Annotated in this window: 18 protein-coding genes and 3 tRNA genes; 7 read left to right on the top strand and 14 right to left on the bottom strand. The window is 54.3% G+C overall.

Features of this window, described 5'->3' with window-relative positions; all coding sequences use genetic code 11:
- Positions 1–11: 11 nt before the first annotated feature.
- Positions 12–668 (top strand): uracil-DNA glycosylase, encoded by a 657-nt coding sequence (gene ung / locus STH12_RS03950; protein ID WP_126166352.1) that lies wholly within the window; start codon positions 12–14, stop codon positions 666–668.
- Positions 669–789: 121 nt separating this feature from the next.
- Here the strand turns inward: ung and STH12_RS03945 are convergent, their stop codons facing one another.
- The 9 genes from STH12_RS03945 to STH12_RS03905 form a co-directional block, all read right to left on the bottom strand.
- A complete protein-coding gene (locus STH12_RS03945) occupies positions 790–2,637 on the bottom strand; it encodes a SurA N-terminal domain-containing protein (protein ID WP_126166351.1) in 1,848 nt (615 codons plus the stop codon).
- Between the two features lie 196 nt (positions 2,638–2,833).
- Positions 2,834–3,106 carry a nucleoid-associated protein HU-beta gene (hupB, locus tag STH12_RS03940; RefSeq protein WP_011759343.1) on the bottom strand — a complete coding sequence of 91 codons (273 nt, stop codon included), beginning with the start codon at positions 3,104–3,106 and terminating at the stop codon, positions 2,834–2,836.
- Between the two features lie 258 nt (positions 3,107–3,364).
- Complete coding sequence (gene lon, locus STH12_RS03935; protein ID WP_126166350.1) at positions 3,365–5,722, bottom strand: endopeptidase La; 2,358 nt, start codon at positions 5,720–5,722, stop codon at positions 3,365–3,367.
- A gap of 128 nt (positions 5,723–5,850) precedes the next feature.
- Positions 5,851–7,128 carry an ATP-dependent protease ATP-binding subunit ClpX gene (clpX, locus tag STH12_RS03930; protein WP_126166349.1) on the bottom strand — a complete coding sequence of 426 codons (1,278 nt, stop codon included), beginning with the start codon at positions 7,126–7,128 and terminating at the stop codon, positions 5,851–5,853.
- 82 nt (positions 7,129–7,210) lie between these two features.
- The gene (clpP, locus tag STH12_RS03925; protein ID WP_126166348.1) at positions 7,211–7,819 is read right to left on the bottom strand and encodes an ATP-dependent Clp endopeptidase proteolytic subunit ClpP; all 609 of its coding nucleotides are present in this window, start codon (positions 7,817–7,819) and stop codon (positions 7,211–7,213) included.
- An 89-nt stretch (positions 7,820–7,908) separates the two neighbouring features.
- Positions 7,909–9,213, bottom strand: coding sequence for a trigger factor (gene tig / locus STH12_RS03920; RefSeq protein WP_126166347.1), 1,305 nt, complete (start codon positions 9,211–9,213; stop codon positions 7,909–7,911).
- A 254-nt stretch (positions 9,214–9,467) separates the two neighbouring features.
- Positions 9,468–9,543 (bottom strand) — tRNA-His (locus tag STH12_RS03915).
- Positions 9,544–9,554: 11 nt separating this feature from the next.
- Positions 9,555–9,631 (bottom strand) — tRNA-Arg (locus tag STH12_RS03910).
- A 65-nt stretch (positions 9,632–9,696) separates the two neighbouring features.
- Positions 9,697–9,773 (bottom strand) — tRNA-Pro (locus tag STH12_RS03905).
- Positions 9,774–10,010: 237 nt separating this feature from the next.
- Between STH12_RS03905 and folD the strand changes: the two genes are divergently transcribed.
- Entirely contained in the window at positions 10,011–10,865 is an 855-nt protein-coding gene (gene folD, locus STH12_RS03900; RefSeq protein WP_126166346.1) for a bifunctional methylenetetrahydrofolate dehydrogenase/methenyltetrahydrofolate cyclohydrolase FolD, read from the top strand.
- Positions 10,866–10,980: 115 nt separating this feature from the next.
- Here folD and cysS read toward each other — a convergent pair whose 3' ends face one another.
- Positions 10,981–12,360: a cysteine--tRNA ligase gene (gene cysS / locus STH12_RS03895; protein ID WP_126166345.1), complete on the bottom strand. Its 1,380-nt coding sequence runs from the start codon at positions 12,358–12,360 to the stop codon at positions 10,981–10,983.
- Between the two features lie 141 nt (positions 12,361–12,501).
- Between cysS and STH12_RS03890 the strand changes: the two genes are divergently transcribed.
- Positions 12,502–12,996, top strand: coding sequence for a peptidylprolyl isomerase (locus STH12_RS03890; protein WP_126166344.1), 495 nt, complete (start codon positions 12,502–12,504; stop codon positions 12,994–12,996).
- A 10-nt stretch (positions 12,997–13,006) separates the two neighbouring features.
- Positions 13,007–13,720 (top strand): UDP-2,3-diacylglucosamine diphosphatase, encoded by a 714-nt coding sequence (locus STH12_RS03885; RefSeq protein WP_126166343.1) that lies wholly within the window; start codon positions 13,007–13,009, stop codon positions 13,718–13,720.
- 82 nt (positions 13,721–13,802) lie between these two features.
- On the opposite strand, the gene miaE is transcribed toward STH12_RS03885, so the two are convergent.
- Positions 13,803–14,570, bottom strand: coding sequence for a tRNA isopentenyl-2-thiomethyl-A-37 hydroxylase MiaE (miaE, locus tag STH12_RS03880; protein WP_126166342.1), 768 nt, complete (start codon positions 14,568–14,570; stop codon positions 13,803–13,805).
- Positions 14,571–14,756: 186 nt separating this feature from the next.
- On the opposite strand from miaE, the gene STH12_RS03875 reads away from it, so the two are divergent.
- The gene (locus STH12_RS03875) at positions 14,757–15,353 is read left to right on the top strand and encodes a Yip1 family protein (RefSeq protein WP_126166341.1); all 597 of its coding nucleotides are present in this window, start codon (positions 14,757–14,759) and stop codon (positions 15,351–15,353) included.
- A gap of 67 nt (positions 15,354–15,420) precedes the next feature.
- Here STH12_RS03875 and glnS read toward each other — a convergent pair whose 3' ends face one another.
- The 3 genes from glnS to STH12_RS03860 form a co-directional block, all read right to left on the bottom strand.
- On the bottom strand, positions 15,421–17,088 hold the full coding sequence (gene glnS, locus STH12_RS03870) for a glutamine--tRNA ligase (RefSeq protein ID WP_126166340.1): 1,668 nt from the start codon (positions 17,086–17,088) through the stop codon (positions 15,421–15,423).
- 163 nt (positions 17,089–17,251) lie between these two features.
- The gene (gene feoB / locus STH12_RS03865; RefSeq protein ID WP_126166339.1) at positions 17,252–19,546 is read right to left on the bottom strand and encodes a Fe(2+) transporter permease subunit FeoB; all 2,295 of its coding nucleotides are present in this window, start codon (positions 19,544–19,546) and stop codon (positions 17,252–17,254) included.
- Complete coding sequence (locus tag STH12_RS03860; protein WP_126166338.1) at positions 19,539–19,793, bottom strand: FeoA family protein; 255 nt, start codon at positions 19,791–19,793, stop codon at positions 19,539–19,541. The genes feoB and STH12_RS03860 overlap by 8 nt, the downstream gene beginning before the upstream one ends.
- A gap of 393 nt (positions 19,794–20,186) precedes the next feature.
- Here STH12_RS03860 and STH12_RS03855 point away from each other — a divergent pair, with 393 nt between their 5' ends.
- Both STH12_RS03855 and STH12_RS03850 read left to right on the top strand, forming a co-directional pair.
- The gene (locus tag STH12_RS03855) at positions 20,187–21,143 is read left to right on the top strand and encodes a DmsE family decaheme c-type cytochrome (RefSeq protein WP_126166337.1); all 957 of its coding nucleotides are present in this window, start codon (positions 20,187–20,189) and stop codon (positions 21,141–21,143) included.
- Between the two features lie 10 nt (positions 21,144–21,153).
- A complete protein-coding gene (locus STH12_RS03850; protein WP_164551139.1) occupies positions 21,154–23,256 on the top strand; it encodes an MtrB/PioB family decaheme-associated outer membrane protein in 2,103 nt (700 codons plus the stop codon).
- The last annotated feature ends 13 nt before the right edge of the window (positions 23,257–23,269 follow it).

Raw genomic sequence — 23,269 nt, 5'->3', positions numbered from 1 at the left:
AAGGACAAAAGGTGGATTGGCAACAGCTTCTTGGCGCTGAAAAACGCGCCCCCTATTTTCAGGACACCTTGAGGTATGTCGACAAACGCATCCATGCCGGAGTGACCGTCTATCCGCCTAAAGCCGACATCTTCAATGCCTTTCGCTACACCGCCTTTGAGCAGGTGAAGGTGGTGATTTTGGGACAAGACCCTTACCACGGCCCCAATCAGGCCCACGGGCTGTGCTTCTCGGTCAAGGCTCCCTGCCCGCCGCCACCGTCGCTGCAGAATATGTTTATCGAGCTGGCAAACTCAATTCCGGGCTTTGTGGTGCCAGCCCATGGCGACCTAAGCGCCTGGGCCCATCAGGGGGTGTTGCTGCTCAATACCGTGCTGACCGTGGAGCGGGGCCAAGCTCACTCCCACGCACACCTAGGCTGGGAGCGCTTTACCGATGCGGTGATCCGCGGCCTGAGTGAGCACAGAGCCGGGCTGGTGTTTCTGCTTTGGGGCAGTCATGCGGGCAAGAAGGCGAGTTTGATTGATGCCAACAAACATCTGGTGCTGCGCTCGCCACATCCATCGCCCTTGTCGGCAAATCGGGGCTTTTTCGGCTGTAACCACTTTGCCAAAGCCAATGAGGCGTTGATCTGCCAGAACCTCACCCCCATCGACTGGCGCCTGTAGGCAATCTACGCGCGCCATTCCGGCCGATTGATGAAAAAGTCAGGCGGCTGCGCCAATCAAACGCCAAGATAAAAACAAAAAAGCCAGCACTGAGGCTGGCTTTTCATTTGGCAAATTGAGCTTATTCGGCGGCGTAGCTGATTTCAGCTTTGGCTTTCAGTGACTCAATCACACCACGGTAGGTGGTTTCAGTAAACTGACCGGACAGACGCTGAGCCAGAGCCTGCACCAGAGCGTCCTGAACGCCTTCAGCAGGATTTACCTTGTCCAGCACTACCAGTGCATAGCCAGCAGCCATATTCACGGTATCAGCACCGCCTACGGCCAGCTGGAAGCCCTTGTTCACAATGGACGGGTCCAGTTCGCGGTCAAAACGGGCCACTTTGGCTTTGGCCGTCAGCTCAAGCGCTTCACCTGCCTTGAACTTGGCCAGCAGTTCCTGAGCCTGCAGCTTGGCCGCTTCGTTGGCTTTGTCCTGGGTCAGACGGGCCACGATACCGGCTTTCACTTCATCAAATGGCAGGGTACCGGCCATCTTGTGCTCTTTCATGCGCACCACGGCCACGTTGTTATCACCAAGGTCAATCAGGTCACTGTTCATACCGCTTTGCAGTACCTGCTCAGAGAAGGCTGCCTTGATGAGCGCCGGGTTGTTGATTTCAACCGGTGGCAGTTCACGGGTAAAGAGAGCAGTGCTCTTCACTTCAAGACCTGTGGCCTTGGCAGCTTCACTCAGGGTATCAGGCACTTCGTAGCTGGTATCAGCCAGTTTTTGCTGCAGACCGTAGAACTTATCCAGCGCTTCTTTTTCTTTCAGCTGCGCCAGAATGCGGTCTTTAACCTCGGCAAAGGCCGCCTGCTCACCACCCTGCACATCCAAAAGCTTGATGATGTGGAAACCATAATCGGTTTTCACCACGGCAGAGTACTGGCCCTTTTCCAAACCGAACAATGCGGCATCGAAGGCTGGGTCCATTACGCCCTGTTCAAACCAGTCCAACTGACCGCCCTGCTCACCGCTGAAGGTGTCTTCAGAGTCGGTTTTCGCCAGCTCGGCGAAATCGGCGCCGCCCTGCAACTTGGCGTAGATGGCGTCAGCTTTGGCTTGCGCCGCCGCTTCATCATCTCCCAGATTCACCAGGATGTGGGCCGCCAGACGCTTTTCAGGAGTCTTGTACTGGCTCATGTGCTCATCGTAGTAAGCCTTGGCTTGCTCATCGGTCACGGTAATGGCATCGGCCAGTGACTTGGCAGACAACATCAGGTACTCGAGGCTCACCTGCTCAGGGTTGATGAACTGATCCGGGTTGGCATCGTAGAAGTTTTTGGCTTCTTCATCAGTGACGGTCACGCCCGCTTCGAAAGGTGCGGCTTCTACCACCAGATAACGCAGATCGCGGGTCTGGCCCTGCAGCTCGGCTACCGCCTTGCTTTCGGTGGGCAGCACAAACTCGCTGCCCACCAGGGCATTGAGCAGCTGACGTCGGGTCATATCAACACGCATCATGTCGCGGAAACTGTTGGTTTGATAACCCAGCTGACGCAGGATGGCCAGATAACGCTCGTTGTCGAACTTGCCATCGGTTTGGAAGGCTGGCTCATCAACAATAGCTTGCTTGATTTGCTCGTCAGAAACGCGCAAGCCCAGCGAAGTGGCAGTCTGGTCCAGCAGCTTGTCGGCGATAAGACGCTCGAGTACGCCCTGCTTGATGGAGCGCAGGTAGTTATCATCTGCTGCCAGGGTTTCGAACATTTCGCCCAGTTGCTGCTCCATACGGGCCTTTTCATTTTGATAGGCCTGCTCCAAAGCTGACTGGGGAATTTCCTCGCCATTGACGGTGGCAGCCGGAGTCTCGGTTGACGAGCCCAGGTAGCTGCTCACGCCGGTAAAGGCAAAGGAAAGGATCACCAGCACCAGGATGCTCTTGGCAATGGTACCTTGGGCACCTTCACGGATCTTTTCTAACATCAGATGTCCCGCTTGTTACTCTTGTGATTGAAATAAAAAAGCGCATCTCTGTTAGGATGCGCCTTTATGTAACTTTTCAGGAATGACCTTTAATGCTTCGTCACTCCGGACCTCGGTGCTGACACCCAAGCCCTTCAATTCGTAAAAAGCACTGCAAACGCAGTGCTTGAAGAACGAAAGCCTACAAAGGCGAGTCTTAGTTGACAGCGTCTTTCAGAGCTTTACCAGCTTTGAATGCTGGGATCTTAGCAGCAGGGATTTTGATCTCTTTGCCAGATTGTGGGTTACGGCCGGTACGCTCAGCACGCTCACGAACTTCAAAAGTACCAAAACCAACCAGGGAAATCTTACCGCCGTCCTTCAGACCTTCGGTCACAGCAGCGATGAAAGAATCCAGTGCACGGCCGGCAGCGGCCTTGGAAATGTCAGCACCAGAAGCAATTTTCTCGATCAGTTCAGATTTATTCATGTCATCCCCTTGAATGTAGTTTTTGCGCCGCAACCAAATCCTTCTCTAGAGCGGTCTGCGGAGGCTTTTATAACAAGCTTGAAACCAAAGTTCAAGCGTCAACGAAAAACCAAAGAATTAAAGTTGGATACAGCTCAAAGCCAGCCCTGCCAAGGGTTTGGGAGGTACTGGCTCTCCACGAACCTAGGCTACCACAGCTAAGGGGTTTGTTAAGCCCCTTTTTTCACTTTTTTTAAGCCTGTAGCGCACTTTTTTGCCTTATCCGGCGTTTTTTACCACTTCGAAGCCTTCAACCGGGCGCTCAAGCGCCAGTTTCAGCACTTCATCCACCCAGCGAACCGGGTGAATTTGCAGGTCCGCCACGACGTTAGCCGGGATTTCCTCAAGGTCACGCTCGTTTTCTTTGGGGATAAGCACATGCTTGATGCCACCGCGGTGAGCCGCAAGCAGCTTTTCTTTCAGGCCACCAATGGGCAGCACTTCGCCGCGCAGGGTGATTTCGCCGGTCATGGCGACATCGGCACGCACCGGGTTACCGGTGAGGCTGGAAACCAGTGCGGTGCACATAGCACAGCCTGCAGATGGGCCATCTTTTGGCGTTGCACCTTCAGGCACGTGCACGTGGATATCACGCTTCTCGTAGAAGTCAGGGTTGATGCCAAGCTGTTCGGCGCGGGCACGCACCACTGTCATGGCCGCCTGAATCGACTCCTGCATCACATCACCGAGTGAACCTGTGTAAGTAAGCTTGCCTTTACCGGCCACGGAAGTGGCTTCGATGGTCAGCAGGTCGCCGCCCACCTGAGTCCAGGCAAGACCTGTTACCTGGCCCACCTGATTGTTCGACTCAGCCTTGCCGTAATCATGACGCTGCACACCGAGGAAGGACTTGAGGTTGTCACCGGTCACATCCACGTGTTTCACGCTCTTATCCAGCAGGATTTGCTTAACGACTTTACGGCAAATCTTCGACAGCTCACGTTCAAGGGCACGCACGCCCGCTTCGCGGGTGTAGTAACGAATGATGCCCAGAATTGCGCCATCATCGACGCTGATTTCATGTGGCTTCAGGCCGTTACGCTCAACCTGCTTTGGCAGCAGATGCTGCTTGGCGATATTGAGCTTCTCGTCCTCGGTGTAACCAGACAGACGAATGACTTCCATACGGTCCAGCAGCGGGCCTGGAATATCCATGGAGTTACTGGTAGCCACAAACATCACATCGGAGAGATCGTAATCGACCTCCAGATAGTGATCGTTAAAGGTGGCATTCTGCTCGGGATCCAGCACTTCCAGCAGCGCTGACGCCGGGTCGCCGCGCATGTCGGAGCTCATTTTGTCGATTTCATCCAGCAGGAACAGCGGGTTTTTCACGCCCACTTTGGCCATCTTCTGGATGATTTTGCCAGGCATTGATCCGATGTAGGTACGGCGGTGACCGCGGATTTCCGCTTCGTCACGCACGCCGCCAAGGGCCACACGCACATACTTACGACCGGTCGCCTTGGCAATCGACTGCCCAAGCGAGGTCTTACCCACACCCGGTGGGCCTACCAGACACAGAATTGGGCCTTTAAGCTGTTTAACCCGGGTCTGCACCGCCAAATACTCAAGGATGCGCTCTTTAACCTTCTCAAGACCATAGTGGTCAGCATTGAGCACCTGCTCGGCCTTGGACAGGTCGCGCTTGATTTTGGAGCGCTCAAACCAGGGCACCGAGGTCATCCAGTCGACATAGGAGCGCACCACAGTGGCTTCGGCCGACATGGGCGACATCATTCTGAGTTTGTTCAGCTCGGCCTGGGCCTTGTCTTTGGCATCGGCGGGCATCTTGGCCTCTTCAATCTTGCGATTGAGAGTCTCGAATTCGTCGTGGCCTTCGTCCAGATCGCCAAGCTCCTTCTGAATGGCTTTCATTTGCTCATTCAGATAGTACTCGCGCTGGCTCTTCTCCATTTGCTTCTTCACGCGGGAGCGAATGCGCTTCTCCACCTGCAGCAAATCGATTTCGGCTTCCATCATCGCCATCAGGTACTCGAGGCGTTCGCCAACATTGACCATCTCGAGCACGGACTGCTTGTCTTCGAGTTTGAGCGGCATATGGGCCGCCATGGTGTCGGCCAGACGCGCAGCTTCATCGATGCCGGACATGGAAGTCAGCACTTCGGGCGGGATCTTCTTGTTAAGCTTGATGTAGCCTTCAAACTGGGCGATGGCGCTGCGTACCAGCACCTCTTCTTCCTTCTCGGCCAGTGGGTCCGATGGCAGCTCTTCAATTCGCGCAACAAAGAAGGGCTCTTCCTGAGTAAAACGGGCCACGCGGGCGCGGCGGCCGCCTTCAACCAGTACTTTTACTGTGCCGTCGGGCAGCTTGAGCAATTGCAAAATAGAGGCAATGGTACCGACTTCAAAGATGTCATCGGCCGCAGGTTCGTCAAGATCCGCATCGCGCTGGGCGACCAGCATGATCTGCTTGTCCTGTGCCATGGCGGTTTCCAGGCAACGAATGGACTTCTCACGACCCACGAATAACGGAATGACCATATGGGGGTACACCACCACGTCTCTCAGTGGCAGGACCGGCAATTCGAAATGCGCTTCACGCTCTTGGGACATAACTCGATTCCGTATCAGATGGACTATATCCGAGTATATTGGGGCAGTTTCCGCCCTTTCAATGGCTCAAATGTAAAAAAGGAGCCCAATCGGACTCCTTTCGTATCTTCTTGAAAGCAAATGACCAATTATTGGTCGCCGCTGGCGGCCTGTGATTCGGCTTGCTCGTAAATCAGGATGGGGGCCGATTCGCCCTTCACCACAGACTCATCTACCACGGCTTTGCTCACACCGTCCTGAGAAGGCAGGTCATACATGGTATCAAGCAAAATGCCTTCTACAATCGAGCGCAGACCACGGGCACCTGTCTTACGTGACATGGCCTTCTGGGCGATCGCCTTCAGCGCATCTTCACGGAATTCAAGCTCTACCCCTTCCATCTCAAACAGCGCCGCGTATTGCTTGGTGAGGGCGTTCTTGGGCTCAGACAGAATCTGGATAAGCGCGTCTTCATCCAGCTCAGCCAGGGTAGCTACCACAGGCAGACGACCGATGAACTCAGGGATAAGGCCGTATTTGACCAGATCTTCCGGCTCAACCTGCGACAGGATGTCAGACATGCTTTCTTTGTCTTCTTTGCCTTTTACCTGGGCACCGAAGCCAATACCACTGCCGGTATGGGTACGCTGCTCAATCACCTTCTCAAGGCCGGCAAAGGCGCCGCCGCACACGAACAGGATCTTGGAGGTATCAACCTGCAGGAATTCCTGCTGCGGATGCTTGCGGCCCCCCTGGGGCGGCACCGCAGCCACTGTGCCTTCAATCAGCTTCAGCAGCGCCTGCTGCACACCTTCACCACTCACATCACGGGTGATGGAGGGGTTGTCGGACTTACGGCTGATTTTGTCGATTTCATCGATATAGACAATGCCACGCTGGGCCTTTTCCACATCGTAGTCGCACTTTTGCAGCAGTTTTTGAATGATGTTCTCAACGTCCTCACCCACGTAACCGGCTTCGGTCAGGGTGGTGGCATCGGCCATGGTAAACGGCACATTGAGGAAACGCGCCAGGGTCTCGGCAAGCAAGGTCTTACCGCTACCGGTAGGACCAATCAGCAGGATGTTACTCTTGCCAAGCTCAACCCCTTCTTTGGGATTGCCGTTACGCAGACGCTTATAGTGGTTATACACTGCCACCGACAACACCTTCTTGGCTTTTTCCTGGCCAATCACGTAGTCGTCCAGATGCGCTCTCAGTTCATGAGGCGTCGGCAGTTTGTCGTGATCCCGCTTAGGCGAGATCTCTTTAATCTCTTCGCGAATGATGTCGTTGCAAAGCTCAACACATTCGTCGCATACATACACAGATGGTCCGGCGATCAGCTTTCGCACTTCGTGCTGGCTCTTTCCGCAGAAAGAGCAATACAGCAGCTTGCCGCCATCACCACTCTTGTTCTCGCCCATTACTTTACCCCGTTTGCGATGTGGCCATCGCCTGTCTCTCTCAACCCCGTCAATCTGAGCTTAGCCCAGTCGCCGGTAAAAATCAGCGGCTGGTCAGTACCGAATCGATAAGACCGTACTCGGCCGCCTGCTCTGCGCTCATGAAGTTGTCACGATCGGTATCGCGCTCAATCACTTCCATCGGTTGCCCGGTGTGATGCGCCAGCATCTGGTTGAGTTTGTGCTTAATGCCTAAAATTTCCTGAGCATGGATAGCAATATCCGATGCCTGTCCCTGGAAACCACCCAATGGTTGGTGGATCATCACCCTTGAATTAGGCAAACAGTGACGCATGCCTTTCTCGCCACCTGCCAACAAAAATGCGCCCATGCTGCAGGCCTGACCGATACATACGGTGCTGACCTTTGGCTTGATAAACTGCATGGTATCGTAAATCGCCATGCCAGCGGTTACCGAGCCGCCAGGGGAGTTGATATAGAGATAGATCTCTTTATCAGGGTTTTCTGATTCCAGAAACAGCAGCTGCGCTACGATAAGGTTGGCCATGTGCTCTTCAACCTGGCCCACCAGGAAGATGACACGCTCTTTCAGCAGACGTGAATAGATATCGTAGGAACGCTCACCTTTGGCGGTCTGTTCCACCACCATAGGCACGAGCGCATTGAATACTGATTCCGGTGCGTTATGCATTTATCCCTTCCCTAAATAAAAATGGCTCGCATGAGGAGCCTCATACGAGCCATTATAAATGGCTTAACGCCAATCAAGTCAAGCTGCGGTTACGCGCGGCCGGTAGCCTTGTTCATAAATTCTTCAAAAGCAACTTCCTTCTCGGTCACTTTTGCAGATTTCAGCAGCGCTTCAACGGCTTGCTCTTCCAGAGCCACGTTGCGCATGTTCTGCATCAGCTCTTTGTTGCCGTTGTAGTATTCAACTACTTCAGATGGATCTTCGTAGGCAGAAGCCATAGAAGCGATCAGCGCCTGAACGCGCTCATCTTCCACTTGCAGTTCGTTAGACTTGATCACTTCGCCCAGCAGCAGGCCCACTTTAACGCGGCGCTCGGCTTGCTCGGCGAACAGCTCGGCTGGCAGCTCAGGCATGTTGGCAGTCTGACCGCCGAAACGCTGAACGGCTTGACGACGCAGTACGTTGATTTCGCCGTCGATCAGGGCTTTTGGCAGCGTGATTTCGTTAGCAGCCAGCAGACCGTTGATTACCTGCTCTTTCACGTTGGCTTTCAGAGCTTGTTCCAGCTCACGGCCCATGTTCTTGCTAATTTCAGCTTTCAGAGCGTCTACGCCGCCGTCGGTGATACCGAACAGCTTGGCGAATTCGTCGTTCACTTCTGGCAGGTTGGCAGCTTTCACTTCAGTCAGAGTGATAGCGAACTTGGCCGCTTTGCCTTTCAGGTTTTCGGCGTGGTATTCCTCAGGGAAAGTCACGTCGATATCGAATTCTTCACCGGCCTTGTGGCCTTTGATGCCTTCTTCGAAACCAGGGATCATGCGACCGCTGCCCAGCTGCAGGTCGAAACCTTCAGCCTTGCCGCCTTCGAATTCTTCACCGTCGATGCTGCCAACAAAGTTGATGGTCACTTTGTCGCCATCTTCGGCAGCGCGTTCAACGGCTTCGAAAGTGGCGTGCTGCTTGCGCAGAGTTTCAATCATGTTGTCTACGTCAGCGGCAGTAACTTCAGCCTTTGGCTGCTCAACTTCGATGGCGTCCAGACCTTTGAGTTCAACTTCTGGGTACACTTCAAAAGTTGCTACGAACTCAAACTTGTCAGCGTCGCTGCTGCCAGGAGCAAAAATAGGCGCTCCGGCTGGGTTCAGTTTTTCAGCGATGATGGCTTCAACAAAGTTGCGCTGCATGATTTCGCCAGTCACGTCCTGACGGATAGCGGCGCCATAGCGCTTGCTGATAACGCTCATAGGAACTTTGCCAGGACGGAAACCAGGAATACGGGCACGCTTGGCTTCGCGCTTCAGGCTCTCGTTAACCAGTTTCTCGATCTGCTCGGCAGGTACAGAGATGGTCAGGCGACGCTCTAAGCCTTGAGTTGTTTCAACAGAAACTTGCATTGTTTTACCTCGAAATATGTCTAACGTCCTTTGTAAATAGCCGAGTCATCAACTATTCAGGTGTTCAGTTCTTGATCTTCTTAATTTGACTTTAATGCCTGTCGCGACTGACGCGCCAGCACGGGTCGCAGATGGTTGACAGTTATCAAGACGCGACATTATAGCCACCGTTATTGCCCGAGTCGAGCCTGAAAGGCGGGTATAAAGGTAGAAAAAAAGCGGCCATTGGCCGCTTTTTAAGCTTCTAGAAGAAGTGGGGTGACTGATGGGGCTCGAACCCACGACAACCGGAATCACAATCCGGGACTCTACCAACTGAGCTACAATCACCACTGAATTTTTGGCACGCCCGGCAGGATTCGAACCTGCGACCATCCGCTTAGAAGGCGGATGCTCTATCCAACTGAGCTACGGGCGCAAGGTATCAACCAACGTTGAAGCCTATCCGGGGCGGTCGACGCATACCTGCATCGCCTTAAAATTTGGTCGGTGATAGAGGATTCGAACCTCTGACCCTCTGCTCCCAAAGCAGATGCGCTACCAGACTGCGCTAATCACCGAGAAGTCTTTGTTTTTGACGCCTCGCGTCAGAACGGAGCGCATCTTATCCCCTCACCTGACACCCGTCAACGATTTTTTTAAGGCAAAAATCTGCCTGGCGAATTATAGAACAATACAGAGTTATCGGGATTTCTCCCCAATGGGAGCAATGACACTCTGCGCCTTGGCTGTTAGAATATGCGCGCTAAAAACCTCAGGCGGTCCAGAGCCCGCCAAATAAAGGAAGCCCTACACCCATGACAGCCCAAAATATTGATGGCAAGGCCATTGCCAGTGCCATCCGTACCACCCTCAGCGACAAGGTCAAAGCCCGTAAAGAGGCTGGCCAGCGCATTCCGGGTTTGGCCGTGATCCTCGTTGGTCTGGATCCCGCCTCTCAGGTCTATGTTGGTTCCAAGCGCAAAGCCTGTGAAGAAGTGGGATTCCTGTCCCAGTCTTTCGATTTGCCGGACACCACCAGCGAAGAAGATCTGCTGGCGCTGATTGACCGCTGCAACGAAGACCCTGCTATCGACGGCATTCTGGTGCAATTGCCGCTGCCGGCGCATATCGAATCCTCCAAGGTAATTGAGCGCATTCGCCCCGACAAAGACGTGGACGGCTTCCACCCTTATAACGTAGGTCGCCTGGCCCAGCGTATTCCTGTGCTGCGCTCCTGCACCCCGATGGGCATCATGACCCTTATCCGCTCCACCGGCGTGGATACCTATGGTCTGGATGCGGTAGTGGTAGGCGCCTCCAACATTGTTGGCCGCCCTATGACCCTGGAGCTGCTGCTCGCCGGTTGTACGACTACCACCTGTCACCGCTTCACCCGCAACCTGGAACAAAAGGTGCGCCAAGCTGACTTGTTGGTGGTGGCCGTGGGTAAGCCACACTTTATCCCGGGTGACTGGATTAAGCCCGGCGCCATTGTGATTGACGTGGGCATCAACCGCTTGGACGATGGCCGTCTGGTGGGTGACGTAGAGTTTGATGTGGCAGCCGAGCGCGCATCCTTTATTACTCCGGTACCAGGTGGTGTGGGCCCAATGACCATTGCGAGCCTGCTGGAAAACACCCTTTACGCCGCCGAAAACTATCACGACTAACTATCGTGACTGACTATCACGACTGACTATCACGACTGATGTGGTTTTCAGCCCCATAAAAAACGCCTGCGGATGCAGGCGTTTTTGTTTGGACTCAACCAGATAAAGGCGCGGCTTACTTTTTGCGCCAGGTGGTACCTTCCGGGCCATCTTCAAGCACTACGCCAAGGGCATTCAAGCGGTCGCGGGCTACATCGGCAGCCGGCCAGTCTTTCTCGGCGCGGGCTCGGTTACGCTCAACAATCAAGGCTTCGATTTCAGCCACTTCATCGGCGCTGCCTTCACCCTGCAAAAATGCCTCTGGGGTGGAAGACAGAATACCGAGCACAGCGCCCAGATCTTTAAGCACGACTGCCAGCGCAGACGCAGCTGCCATATCGGTCGCCTTGAGACGGTTGATTTCACGCACCATATCAAACAGCACAGAATAGGCCTCTGGGGTGTTGAAATCATCGTCCATCGCTGCAACAAAGCGGCTGACAAACTCATCGCCACCGGCGGCAGCCACGGTCAAATCCAAACCTTTAAGCGCTGTGTACATACGCTCAAGGGCGGCGCGGGCCTGCTTTAAGTTGTCTTCGCTGTAGTTCAGCTGGCTGCGATAGTGGCCAGAGAGCAGGAAGTAACGCACGGTCTGGGCATCGTAATGAGCCAGTACGTCGCGGATGGTAAAGAAGTTGCCAAGGGACTTGGACATCTTTTCTTTATCTACCATCACCATCCCTGTGTGCATCCAGGTGTTCACATAAGGTGTGTCGTGGGCGCAGCAGGACTGGGCAATTTCGTTTTCATGGTGCGGGAACTGCAGGTCACTGCCGCCGCCATGGATATCGAAGTGCAGCCCCAGGTGCTTGCTGTTCATGGCCGAGCACTCGATGTGCCAGCCTGGGCGACCCGGACCCCATGGCGAATCCCAGGTAGGCTCGCCGGGCTTGGACATCTTCCACAGCACAAAGTCCATCGGGTTACGCTTGTTTTCATCCACTTCCACCCGGGCACCGGCTTGCAACTGCTCGAGGTCCTGGCCTGACAAACGGCCGTATGCGGCGTAGGAAGACACATCAAACAGTACGTCGCCATCGGCCGCCACATAAGCATGACCACGGTCGAGCAGGCGATTCACCATGTCGATGATTTCATCGATGTGCAGGGTAGCGCGGGGCTCAAAGCTTGGGCGCACCATATTCAGCGCATCGAAATCCGCGTGCATATCACCAATCAGGCGCTCAGTCAGGCTGTCGCAGCTCTCGCCGTTTTCATTGGCACGTTTGATGATTTTGTCATCCACGTCGGTGATATTACGCTGGTAATTTACCTCATAACCACGGTAACGCAGATAACGCACAATCATGTCAAAACACACAAAAGTACGACCATGGCCGATGTGGCACAGGTCATAGATCGTCACACCACAAACATACATACCGACTTTGCCGGGCTGTATAGGTTTAAACTCCTCTTTTTGACGACTGATACTGTTGTATATCTTCAACATTATTGTTCTCTTTCCACTTACCAATGGGTGTAAAATCAAGCCTGTGAGTCTATCATGGTCAAAACGCCTTGAATACTGCACTTTCAGGGCCGTGCCAGATAAGTTAGAATCCGGCGACATTTTCAAATGAGTACTGCAAAAATGATCACATTGCACACCAATTTTGGCGATATCAAAATCGCTCTGAACCACGAACAAGCCCCAGTAACTGCTGAAAACTTCCAGCGTTACGCCAGCGAAGGTTTCTTCGACGGCACCATTTTCCACCGTGTAATCGATGGTTTTATGATCCAGGGCGGTGGTTTCACCGAGGATATGGTGCAAAAGCGTACCCATGATCCTATCAAGAACGAAGCCAACAACGGCCTGTCCAACAAGGTTGGCACCCTCGCCATGGCCCGTACGTCTGATCCTCACTCTGCCACTGCGCAGTTCTTCATCAACGTCAACGACAACACCTTCCTGGACTTCAAATCTGAGTCTATGCAGGGCTGGGGTTACTGCGTATTCGGTGAAGTAGTTGAAGGCCTGGACGTAGTCAACGCCATCAAGGGCGTGAACACCGGCAACCGTGGCATGCACCAGGATGTGCCTCTGGAAGCGGTTGTGATTGAGAAGGTCAGCATCGAAGGCTAATCCCAGGCAGATGCGTACCCTCTTTATCGGCGATCTGCATTTAAGTGCAGATCGCCCCGATATCACCGCGGCTTTTCGCCGCTTCCTGTCTCAACCCTTCGATGATGTCGATGCCCTGTATATTCTGGGCGATCTGTTCGAGGTTTGGGTGGGTGACGATATTGCCGAGCCTTTCGCGCTCAATATCGCTGCCGACATCGCCAAACTCAGCCAAAAACTGCCGGTTTACTTTATTCATGGCAATCGCGACTTTTTGATTGGCAAGCAATTTGCCGCATTAAGCCGGATGCAATTACTTGATGAAGTGCACCAAATCGACCTTTATGGCATCCCTACCCTGCTGCTGCACGGTGACAGTCTGTGCACTCTGGATAAGGGCTATCAGCGCTTTCGTTGGTTCAGAAATCAGCCTTGGGCCAAATGGGTCTACGGCAAGCTTTCTGAAAATCGCCGCCTGCGGATTGCCGCTAATTTGAGGGCCAAAAGCAAGGCCGGTAATCAGATGAAAAGTCAGTACATCATGGATGCCGAGCCCAGCGCCGTGGCTGAGCTGTTGCAAAAGCACCACTGCACTCAGATGATCCATGGCCACACCCACAGACCCGCCATCCATGAAGAAAGCGCGGGCAGGCGCATCGTGGTGGGAGACTGGTACGAGCAAGGCAGCGTGCTTGAAGTCAGCGCCGCGGGTGCCAAACTGCTCGAACTGCCATTCGGCAACTAATACCTATCTGCAGTAATGGCCAGCAACAAAAAAGCCCGGGCTATGGCCCAGGCTTAACACACCTTCTGGATCGCGGCACAGATTAATTCAGTGGCGTGCCACTGTGAAACCTAAACTCATCATCGGCTGATTGAATAAGCTCGGCTTCCACCGCCGCAAAATAGGCAACCCGCTCATCGATATTGGCCCCTGCCACCGCTTCGGCCAGTTTCAGATAATCCTGATAATGCCTCGCTTCTGAGCGCAGCAAAGACACATAAAAGCGCGACAACTCCTCGTCCATAAAGGGGGCCAGCTTGGCAAAGCGCTCACAGGACCGAGCCTCAATAAAGGCGCCGACAATCAGCTTATCCACCAGGGTGGCAGGCTCGTTGGTACGCACATGGCTCATCATCCCCTTGGCGTAACGGCCGGCATTGAGACTGGCATAGGGAATGTCGCGCTCATGCATGATTTCCAGCACCTGCTCAAAGTGATGAAACTCTTCCTTAATCAGCCGCACCATTTTGGCAATAAGCTCATCACCGTGGGCAAATCCCGCCTTGGGCGTGAGCGCCACATCGAGATCGTTTTTCTTGCCGCTGCGGGCCAGAAACGCCGCCATATCACGGTCTTTATGGTAAACAAAGGTCTCATAGGGCTTAACCCAGGCAAGCAGAGCCTCGTTGCAGGCGGGATCAACGGCATACTTACGGATCAGAAACAGCGCCGTCTGGGCGGCCTTGAGCTCACAGTTACAGTGATCCACCAAAATGGCCTGCAACATCTCGGGACTTTTGGCTTTTTCTATCCAGGCATCCGGGGTTTCACAGGCCAAAAATGCCTTCACCGGCGCCAACAACTCCTGCATCACCTTAGGTTTCTCCTTGGGGCTGAAAGAGCGCCATTTTACTGACTTGCAAAGCCCGTTAACAGCACAGTTTCGGGCACACCTTGACGGACATCAATTTTTGTTCAATAAATAACCTCAGAGCTGTAAAAGGTTCGTCTGAAGTTTGGCGAGCATGGGAACCACTGCTAAACAAGGATAATTATAATGATATTGAATCACTTATTGGGGTTATACACTCATCCAAAAGAAGAGTGGCACACTATCGAAAAGAACCACGAGGCGCTCAAAAGCAGTATGAGCCACCTGCTGTTGATTGCGCTCATCCCACCTATCTGCAGCTATTTTGCAATGGCCCATATCGGATGGAACCCGGGCGCAGGAGAGCCTTTGTTCCTGACCAGCCAAAGCGCACTTTACATGTCAGTCGGCATGTACTTCGGCTTGATTGCCGGGGTCTTTGCCCTGGCCTATCTGGCCCACTGGATGGCCATTACCTTCGACGCAAAACCCGATTTCACCCAGGCACTTGAACTTGCCACCTACACAGCTACCCCACTGTTCATGGTCGGCCTGTCGGCGCTCTATCCGGTGCTCTGGTTTATGATGGTCGTTGGTTTGGTTGGACTGGCTTACTCTGTGTATCTGCTCTATACCGGGGTGCCCATCATCATGAACATCCCTGAAGAGAAGGGCTTTATCTACGCAAGTTCCGTGGTCACCGCAGGCCTGGTACTGCTGGTTGCCCTGATGGCAGGCAGCGTGATCCTCTGGAGCCTCGGCTTCGGCCCTATGCTGCAATAACAGGCTGCAGCAACATCCGTAAAAAGAAAAAGGCGCCAAATGGCGCCTTTTTCAGTGGCTCATCCGATTAGAATGATTCGCGCAGTGGCACAGTCAGGTTAAACACCAGCTTGCCTGGGGCGGAGTCTTTGCTGTCGGCACAGAAGTAGCCTTCTCGCTCGAACTGATACGCCTGCGAAGCCTTGGCATTGGCCAGCGGCGCTTCGGCAAAGCCGTGCACCACTTCCAGCGAACCCGGGTTCAACACTTCATCCACGGTTTCAGCGGCAGCCGGATTGGCATCGATGAACAGACGATCGTAGAGGCGGAACTCGGCAGGCAGCGCTGTGGTTGCTTCTACCCAGTGGATCACACCTTTCACCTTGCGACCATCGCTTGGGTTTTGGCCCAGGGTCTCAGGATCGTAGGTGCAGTACACAGTAGTGACATTGCCTTCGGCATCTTTTTCGCAGCGCTCAGCCTTGATTACATAGGCATTACGCAGACGCACTTCCTTGCCCAGCACCAGGCGCTTGTATTGCTTGTTGGCTTCTTCACGGAAGTCGGCAGCATCGATATAGATCTCACGGCCAAACGCCAGCTCACGCTCACCCATCTCTTCGAGGTTGGGGTGCACAGGCGCCTTCACATACTCAAGCTCAGGTGCAGTGAAGTTCTCGATGATCACCTTAATAGGGCGAATAACCGCCATGGCGCGTGGGGCGTTTTCGTTAAGATCTTCACGAATACAGGCTTCCAGCATGCCCACTTCCACCAGGTTGTCCTGCTTGGTCACACCAATGCGCTGACAAAACTCGCGGATAGAGGCCGGGGTGTAACCACGGCGACGCAGACCGGCGATGGTTGGCATACGTGGGTCGTCCCAACCGGACACCAAACCACGTACCACCAGATCGTTCAGCTTGCGCTTGGACATCAGGGTGTATTCAAGATTCAGACGGGAAAACTCGTACTGACGGGTACGGTTAGGCGCCTGGAAATCATTGAGGTTATCCAGCACCCAGTCATACAGACGACGGTTGTCCTGGAACTCCAGCGTACACAGTGAATGGGTGATGTTTTCGAGCGCATCCGAGATACAGTGGGTAAAGTCGTACATCGGATAGATGCACCACTTGTCACCGGTCTGGTGGTGATGGGCAAACTTCACGCGGTAAATCACAGGGTCGCGCATACACATAAAGGGCGACGCCATATCGATTTTTGCACGCAGCACACACTCACCCTCTTTGAAGCCACCGTCGCGCATCTTTTCAAACAGCGCCAGGTTTTCTTCGGGGGAGGTGTCGCGGTAAGGGCTGTTACGGCCCGGCTCTTTCAGGGTGCCACGGTATTCGCGGGTTTCCTCGGCATTGAGGAAACACACATAGGCCAGGCCCTTGTTGATCAATTCAACTGCATAGCCGTAGAGCTGATCGAAATAGTTGGATGAATAGCGAACCTCGCCATCCCACTGGAATCCGAGCCACTTAACGTCTTCCTGAATCGAATTAACATAGTCGATGTCTTCTTTTTCAGGGTTGGTATCATCAAAACGCAGGTTGCACTGGCCCTTGTAGTCCTCTGCGATACCGAAGTTCAGACAGATAGACTTGGCGTGACCAATGTGCAGATAGCCGTTTGGCTCAGGCGGAAAACGCGTGTGCACACTGGTGTGCTTACCGCTGGCCAAATCCTCATCTATGATATTGCGAATGAAGTTACTGGGACGTACTTCGTTGTCCACGTGACTCATGGAGCTCCTCTTTTGCAAACAGTGGCAAATTTGTCAAAACCTGCATGATCCTACAGAAATCCCCCGCTGACAATGCCCCTGTATCAAAAACTCTGCCAAGGGGGATAATGCCCATAAAAAAGCAGCCGCAAGGCTGCTTCTCATTAAAAACTCAAGGCGACAATCAGCCCGTGATCACCCTGATCCCCGGAATAATCTGCTGGGTCTTCTTAGCCTTTTGCTTCAGGTAGAAATAGAAGGCCACCAGCGCACCCAAAATCACTGTGGTCCAGGCCAGGGTTTGCAGCGGATGCGCCGCCACATTGCCCCATTGATACACCAGGGTCGCCACGCCATAGGCAAGACCAAAGGTCCAGGTCGCGGCAAACACCGCCCAGCCCTTGCCAAACTCATTCACCAGGGCGCCCATGGCCGCAACGCACGGCGTGTACAGCAGCACAAACACCAGGTAAGAGAAGGCTGCCAGTTGTCCGGCAAAGCCGCTTTGCAGCGCACTGAAGGTACTTCTGTCCACGCCTTGCTCTTCGGCGGCGGTATCCACACTGGACACATCACCTACTGACATCGACATGGGATCTTCAGGGGCAATGCCGAGCAGGTTTGCCGGAATGGTGGCCAGCGCCTCGCTGAAGGATTCAGACAGCGGCGTCAGACCTTCATCGTCGCTGCCCGGCGTGCTGTAGAGGCTGTTCAGGGTGCCCACGACCGCTTCCTTGGCGAAAATCCCGGTGATAATGCCAACCGTCGCCGGCCAGTTATCAGCTTCTATACCCATGGGACTGAAAATTGGGGTCACTTTTTGGCTGACAACACTGAGTACAGACTCGCTGCTGTCTTCATGGCCAAAGGTGCCATCCACGCCCACGGCGTTGATAAAGTTCAGCAAGGTCACCACCAGCACGATGGTTTTACCCGCGCCGAGAATAAAGCTCTTGGTACGCTTGCCGGTACGGGACAATACCGCCTTGAACTTGGGCATCTCATAGTTCGGCAGTTCCATCACCACGGCGCTGCTCACCCCCGGCAGCAGGGTGCTGCGAAGCAAAAGGCCTGTGCCGATGGCGGCGATAATGCCGATGATATAAAGCAGGAACACCAGATTCTGACCCGATTCCGGGAAGAAGGCCGCAGCAAAAAGGGCGTAAACCGGCAAGCGGGCACCACAGGACATAAAGGGCGCCATCATACCGGTCACGATGCGCTCGCGCTCACTGCCAAGGGTGCGGGTAGCCATAATCGCCGGTACTGAACAGCCAAAGCCCACAATCATAGGCACGAATGCTTTTCCGGGCAGACCGATGCGGCGCATCAAACCATCGACCACAAAAGCGGCACGGGACATATAGCCCGAGCTTTCCAGCACCGACAGCGCCAAAAACAGCGCCATGATCACCGGAATAAAGGTCGCCACAGTTTGAATGCCCTGACCAATGCCGCCAGCCAGTAGGGTCACCAGCCACTCAGGCGCGCCCCAACTACCAAGAAGCGCACCAAAGTGATCCACAAACAGGGCGCCGGCGCTGATATCAAAGAAATCGATAAAGGCGCTGCCCACGTTAATGGCAAACATGAACATCAGATACATGACCAGCAGGAACACAGGCACACCCAGCAGCGGATGCAACACCAGTTGATCCAAACGGTCACTCAGGGTTGGCGCTTCATCGTTGGCCACAGCGCTGCGGTAAACCTGTTCAACAAAGTTGAAGCGGGTGGTGGCAACCATCAGCTCAATGTCCAGCCCCTGGGCCTTAAGACCATCGGCGCAGCGGCTCACTTCCGATTCAAACTCACTGTTTTTACAGGAGCCACAACCAAGGCCGTTGCCGAGCATGGCAAGCGCCCTGCCCCGTGGCAGACTGGTGTCTTTGGCTTGCAGCTCGGCCACAGCGGCTTCAATGGCGCGCTCGTAATTGAGCACCAACGGCGCTTCAGAAACCTTTCCTTCGAGCAGCGAAACCACTTGCTCCTGCACCTTGACCACATCTTTGGCATCTCGGGCGCACACGGCTACCACAGGGCAGCCAAGTTCCTGACTCATTTTCTGGGTATCAATATGCACACCGCGCTTTAAAGCGATATCGATTTTATTGACCACCACCACCATGGGGATGCCAAGCTCGCGCAGCTGTACGGTCAGGTACAGGTGACGCTCAATATTGGTCGCATCCACCAGGTTGATAATGCCATCCATGTGCTGCTCGGCCAGATATTGCTGGGCAATTTGCTCATCGAGGGAGCAATCGCAGCTGCGACCGGCGGGCAGAATGTCGTAAATGCCGGGTAAGTCGGTGAGATACACATCGGCGCCACTGAGGCTAAAGTGGCCGGTTTTCTTCTCAACGGTGACCCCGGACCAGTTGCCTACCTGCTGGTTGGCACCTGTGAGGGCATTGAACAGGGTCGATTTACCGGCGTTGGGATTACCAACGGTAACGCAATGAAATTGTTTAGCCATGGGCAGCTCCGCTCTCGATGGGATTGACGTCGATGATTTCCGCCAGCTCCTGACGCATGCACAGCTTGCTGCCGCGGATATCCAGCTCAATCCCACTGCCAAGTGGCGCCTTGCGAATAAAGGTCAGTCGGGTATTGGGGGTGATCCCCATCGACAACAGCTTGCGCTTGACGGTTTGTGGCAGGTCGAGCTGCCCGACTTCGGCGATAACAGCTTTATCACCCGGGCGAAGGTCACTCAATTTCATTAACAAGGTCCACCCTGTTCCATCTTGATCTTTGACTGACCGGCATTTTATCCAAGTCTGTCATTCGATAATCGTACCTGGATCAATTTTTTGACTGGTAACGATAATAGTTTTCAATTAATGCCAATTATGAGGCAAAAATCCGAAGGAATAAACGGGGGCTGCAAAGTTCTTGAAAGTGCCTTCCACAAGAAACCACAATTAAAATGTGATTAACATCACACTCCGCTGATATTCCTTGGAAAATCAACCAAATTACCACATACCAGACACGCGCCTGTTAATGACTTGTCGCAATTTTGCTCTACACTCTTGTTTTAGTGCTTTGCCAATTTACTGAATTAGCAATCACAGAATAACTATAAACCCGAACGCGCGTCAGGAAGTGTGAGAATGAAGATGGACATCCCCCTGCTTGGCAGCAAGCTGACCCTGGGTCTGCTTTGCCTGCTGTTTTCGTTCCAGTTGGCAGCCACGCCCTGGAAAGACATGCCCCCCAGTGAAATCGAAGCCACCCTCGATAAAAAGTTTGCCGAAGGTAAATACTCCTCCAAGGGAGCCGACTCCTGTTTGATGTGCCATAAAAAGAGCGCCACCGTCATGGCACTGTTCGATAATGTGCATGGCAGCACCCATTCGAGCGCCTCACCTATGGCCGATCTCCAGTGCGAAGCCTGCCACGGCCCCATGGGCAATCACAACAAAGGTGGCAAGGAGCCGATGATCACCTTCGGCAAAGACGCGCCAATTCCCGCCGACAAGCAAAATTCGGTATGTATGTCCTGCCATCAGGACGACAAACGCATGGCATGGGAAGGAAGCCATCACAACAGCGCCGATATCCCCTGCGCCAGTTGCCACCTTATCCATACCGCCAAAGACCCCATCACCGACAAGCAAACCGAGGTTGAGGTATGTACCAATTGCCACCTCGCCCAAAAAGCCGACATGCATAAGCGCTCAAGCCACCCGCTTGAAAGCAACCAGATGGTGTGCAGCGACTGCCACAATCCCCACGGCAGCCAGGGTGAAGCCGGCTTAAAACAAATGAGCATTAATGAGAACTGCTATGCCTGCCACGCTGAAAAGCGCGGCCCCAAACTGTGGGAACACGCCCCGATTACCGATAACTGTGTCAGTTGCCACAATCCCCACGGCAGCGTCAACGAAGCCATGCTCACCATCAAGGCGCCGCAACTGTGTCAGCAGTGCCACGCCAGCGTTGGTCACACCGCCAATGCCCAATTCAACGCCGCACCCAGCGCCTTTACCGCAGGCCAAAGCTGTATGAACTGCCACAGCCAGGTGCATGGTTCCAATCACCCATCCGGCAAATTGCTGCAACGCTGAGGAGGTCATAATGAAGCCATTTCCCAATACCGCCCTCAGCCTGCTGGCACTGGCACTGGCCGTGGCCTCGGCGCTGTCCGCGCAGGCATCGGCTGGCTACGGTTTGAAAGACGCCAACCGCAGCACCATCAAGCAAGAGGCCTGGGTGTGCAAAGGTTGCCAGTCGAAAACTGAGCTAACATCGTCCGTCACCGCAGGGGTTGCGCTGCAGAATGGCAAAGACAGCCATATCGGCAACACCACAGGGACAGACACAGACGGTGCCACCGCCTTCCTCAGTGCCGATATCCATGACCGGGGCGAAAACGACTACCGCCTCGATTTTCAAGCCGACAAACTGGGCTTCGATGCTGCCAGCGCCAATCTGAGCATTGCCAAGCCCGGCAGTTATCGCTTCTATCTCGATTACCGCGCTCTGGCCCGCTTCGACAGTAACGCCGCGCGCAGTCCTTACCGTGAAGACGGTGATAACCTGCGTCTGCCGGACAACTGGCAAGCGGCTGGCACCACCGCCGGAATGACGGAACTCGATAATGCTGCAACAGTCACCCTTGAGAAGAAGCGCCAGCGCTTCACCCTCGGCGGCACGGTAAAAGGCGAGGGTTTTGATACCGAGCTTAACTTCCGCCATGAAACCCGCAGCGGCGCCAGTCGAAGCGCGGTCAATCTGCTGACCAACGCCGCCATGATTGCCAAGCCCATCGACGACAGTACCGACACCCTGGAAGCACGGCTGTACTGGCGCGGCGAAGGTTTTTTGGGTGGCCTCAATGGCCAAATCAGCAAATACAAAAACGATCATCAACGCCTGGCCTTCGATAATGCCTTTTACCCCACGTTTGGCGCCGCCTATAACGGCCAGATGGCAGTAGACCCGGACAATCAGGCCTTCAGCCTTGGCGGGGACTTGCAGTTTTTTGAAGGCGCACAGCAAGCACTGATCCACAGCCGTTTTGCCCGCATGACCCAGGACGACCCGCTGCTGCCCGCCACTGTGACCGGCCCCTCGCCAGCGCTGCCCCACGCCAGTGCCGACACCCAGGTCGATATGATGGAGCTTGGGCTCAGTTACCGTAATCGGCTCAGTCGCGAGCTCTCTGTCTATGGCTCCTACGATTATCGCGACCGGGATAACAAAACCGAGCAGGCCTGGTATCCGCTGGTAACCACCGACAGCATCTATCGCGGTGAAGTCCAGAATACCCCTTACGACCGCACCCGCCAGTTACTGAAGCTTGGCGCCAAATACCGTTTTGGCAGTAACTGGAACCTGGATGCCAACTACAGCTACGACCATAACCAGTATTCCGGCCTGAGCCGCGATTCTGTGTTTGAAAACAGCGTCGAAGCGGCACTGCGGGCACAGCTGATGCCCGGATGGCGCGTGAGTCTGATGGGTGAAGTGCGGGCCCGACGCGGCGACAGTTACCAAACCAGCGAACTGACCCAAGCGGCCAACCAGAGCGCCATGCGGCAGTATTTCCTTGCCGATCGCGACAAGCGTGAGCTGAGATTGATGACAGACCACAACTTCAACGAGGTCTCCATTCAGTTCAACCTGCACACCGGCCTTGAAGACTATCTGGAAACCGAGCTTGGCCTCACCGAAGTACGCTACACCGGCTATGGATTGAACGCGGCTTATCCACTGGGCGACAACCTGAGCCTCAACGGCTTCTTTGGCCAGGATTGGCGCGATAACCGCCAAACCGGCAGCGCCAATGGTGTCAGTTTCTGGCAGGCGGAAAACCGAGACGACCAAACCAGTGCCAGCCTGGGCCTGAAATGGCAGCAGCTGATGGACAACAAGCTGACGCTCGGCATCGATTACGGCTACAGCGATGGCGCCAGTGACACCGAGGTCAGCCAGGGCTTGTCAGTGGTGTATGGCCCCTACAGCGCTACCCGTCACAACCTCAGCGCCTGGGCGGATTATCAGCTGGCCGACAACATGTCGATGCGCCTCGATTGGTTGTACGAAGACTATCAGGACATGGATTGGGGCAACGATGGCCTGATGCCGGATTCGATCCCCAACCTGATTTTGCTTGGCTCCCTGAGCCACGATTATCAGGCCCACTATGTTGGTCTCAGCTTCAGCTACCAGTGGTAACAGGCTTGCAAGG

The organism is Shewanella khirikhana (assembly GCF_003957745.1).
GTDB lineage: Bacteria > Pseudomonadota > Gammaproteobacteria > Enterobacterales > Shewanellaceae > Shewanella > Shewanella khirikhana.
Note: the sequence above shows the minus strand (reverse complement) of the source record. Positions and strands in the feature narration are given on the sequence as shown.

Excerpts from the sequence above, each read along its gene's own strand:
- STH12_RS03945 (WP_126166351.1), bottom strand. The coding sequence starts at position 2,637 with ATGTTAGAAAAGATCCGTGAAGGTGCCCAAGGTACCATTGCCAAGAGC.
- hupB (WP_011759343.1), bottom strand. The coding sequence starts at position 3,106 with ATGAATAAATCTGAACTGATCGAGAAAATTGCTTCTGGTGCTGACATT.
- lon (WP_126166350.1), bottom strand. The coding sequence starts at position 5,722 with ATGTCCCAAGAGCGTGAAGCGCATTTCGAATTGCCGGTCCTGCCACTG.
- clpX (WP_126166349.1), bottom strand. The coding sequence starts at position 7,128 with ATGGGCGAGAACAAGAGTGGTGATGGCGGCAAGCTGCTGTATTGCTCT.
- clpP (WP_126166348.1), bottom strand. The coding sequence starts at position 7,819 with ATGCATAACGCACCGGAATCAGTATTCAATGCGCTCGTGCCTATGGTG.
- tig (WP_126166347.1), bottom strand. The coding sequence starts at position 9,213 with ATGCAAGTTTCTGTTGAAACAACTCAAGGCTTAGAGCGTCGCCTGACC.
- folD (WP_126166346.1), top strand. The coding sequence starts at position 10,011 with ATGACAGCCCAAAATATTGATGGCAAGGCCATTGCCAGTGCCATCCGT.
- cysS (WP_126166345.1), bottom strand. The coding sequence starts at position 12,360 with ATGTTGAAGATATACAACAGTATCAGTCGTCAAAAAGAGGAGTTTAAA.
- STH12_RS03890 (WP_126166344.1), top strand. The coding sequence starts at position 12,502 with ATGATCACATTGCACACCAATTTTGGCGATATCAAAATCGCTCTGAAC.
- STH12_RS03885 (WP_126166343.1), top strand. The coding sequence starts at position 13,007 with ATGCGTACCCTCTTTATCGGCGATCTGCATTTAAGTGCAGATCGCCCC.
- miaE (WP_126166342.1), bottom strand. The coding sequence starts at position 14,570 with ATGCAGGAGTTGTTGGCGCCGGTGAAGGCATTTTTGGCCTGTGAAACC.
- STH12_RS03875 (WP_126166341.1), top strand. The coding sequence starts at position 14,757 with ATGATATTGAATCACTTATTGGGGTTATACACTCATCCAAAAGAAGAG.
- glnS (WP_126166340.1), bottom strand. The coding sequence starts at position 17,088 with ATGAGTCACGTGGACAACGAAGTACGTCCCAGTAACTTCATTCGCAAT.
- feoB (WP_126166339.1), bottom strand. The coding sequence starts at position 19,546 with ATGGCTAAACAATTTCATTGCGTTACCGTTGGTAATCCCAACGCCGGT.
- STH12_RS03860 (WP_126166338.1), bottom strand. The coding sequence starts at position 19,793 with ATGAAATTGAGTGACCTTCGCCCGGGTGATAAAGCTGTTATCGCCGAA.
- STH12_RS03855 (WP_126166337.1), top strand. The coding sequence starts at position 20,187 with ATGAAGATGGACATCCCCCTGCTTGGCAGCAAGCTGACCCTGGGTCTG.
- STH12_RS03850 (WP_164551139.1), top strand. The coding sequence starts at position 21,154 with ATGAAGCCATTTCCCAATACCGCCCTCAGCCTGCTGGCACTGGCACTG.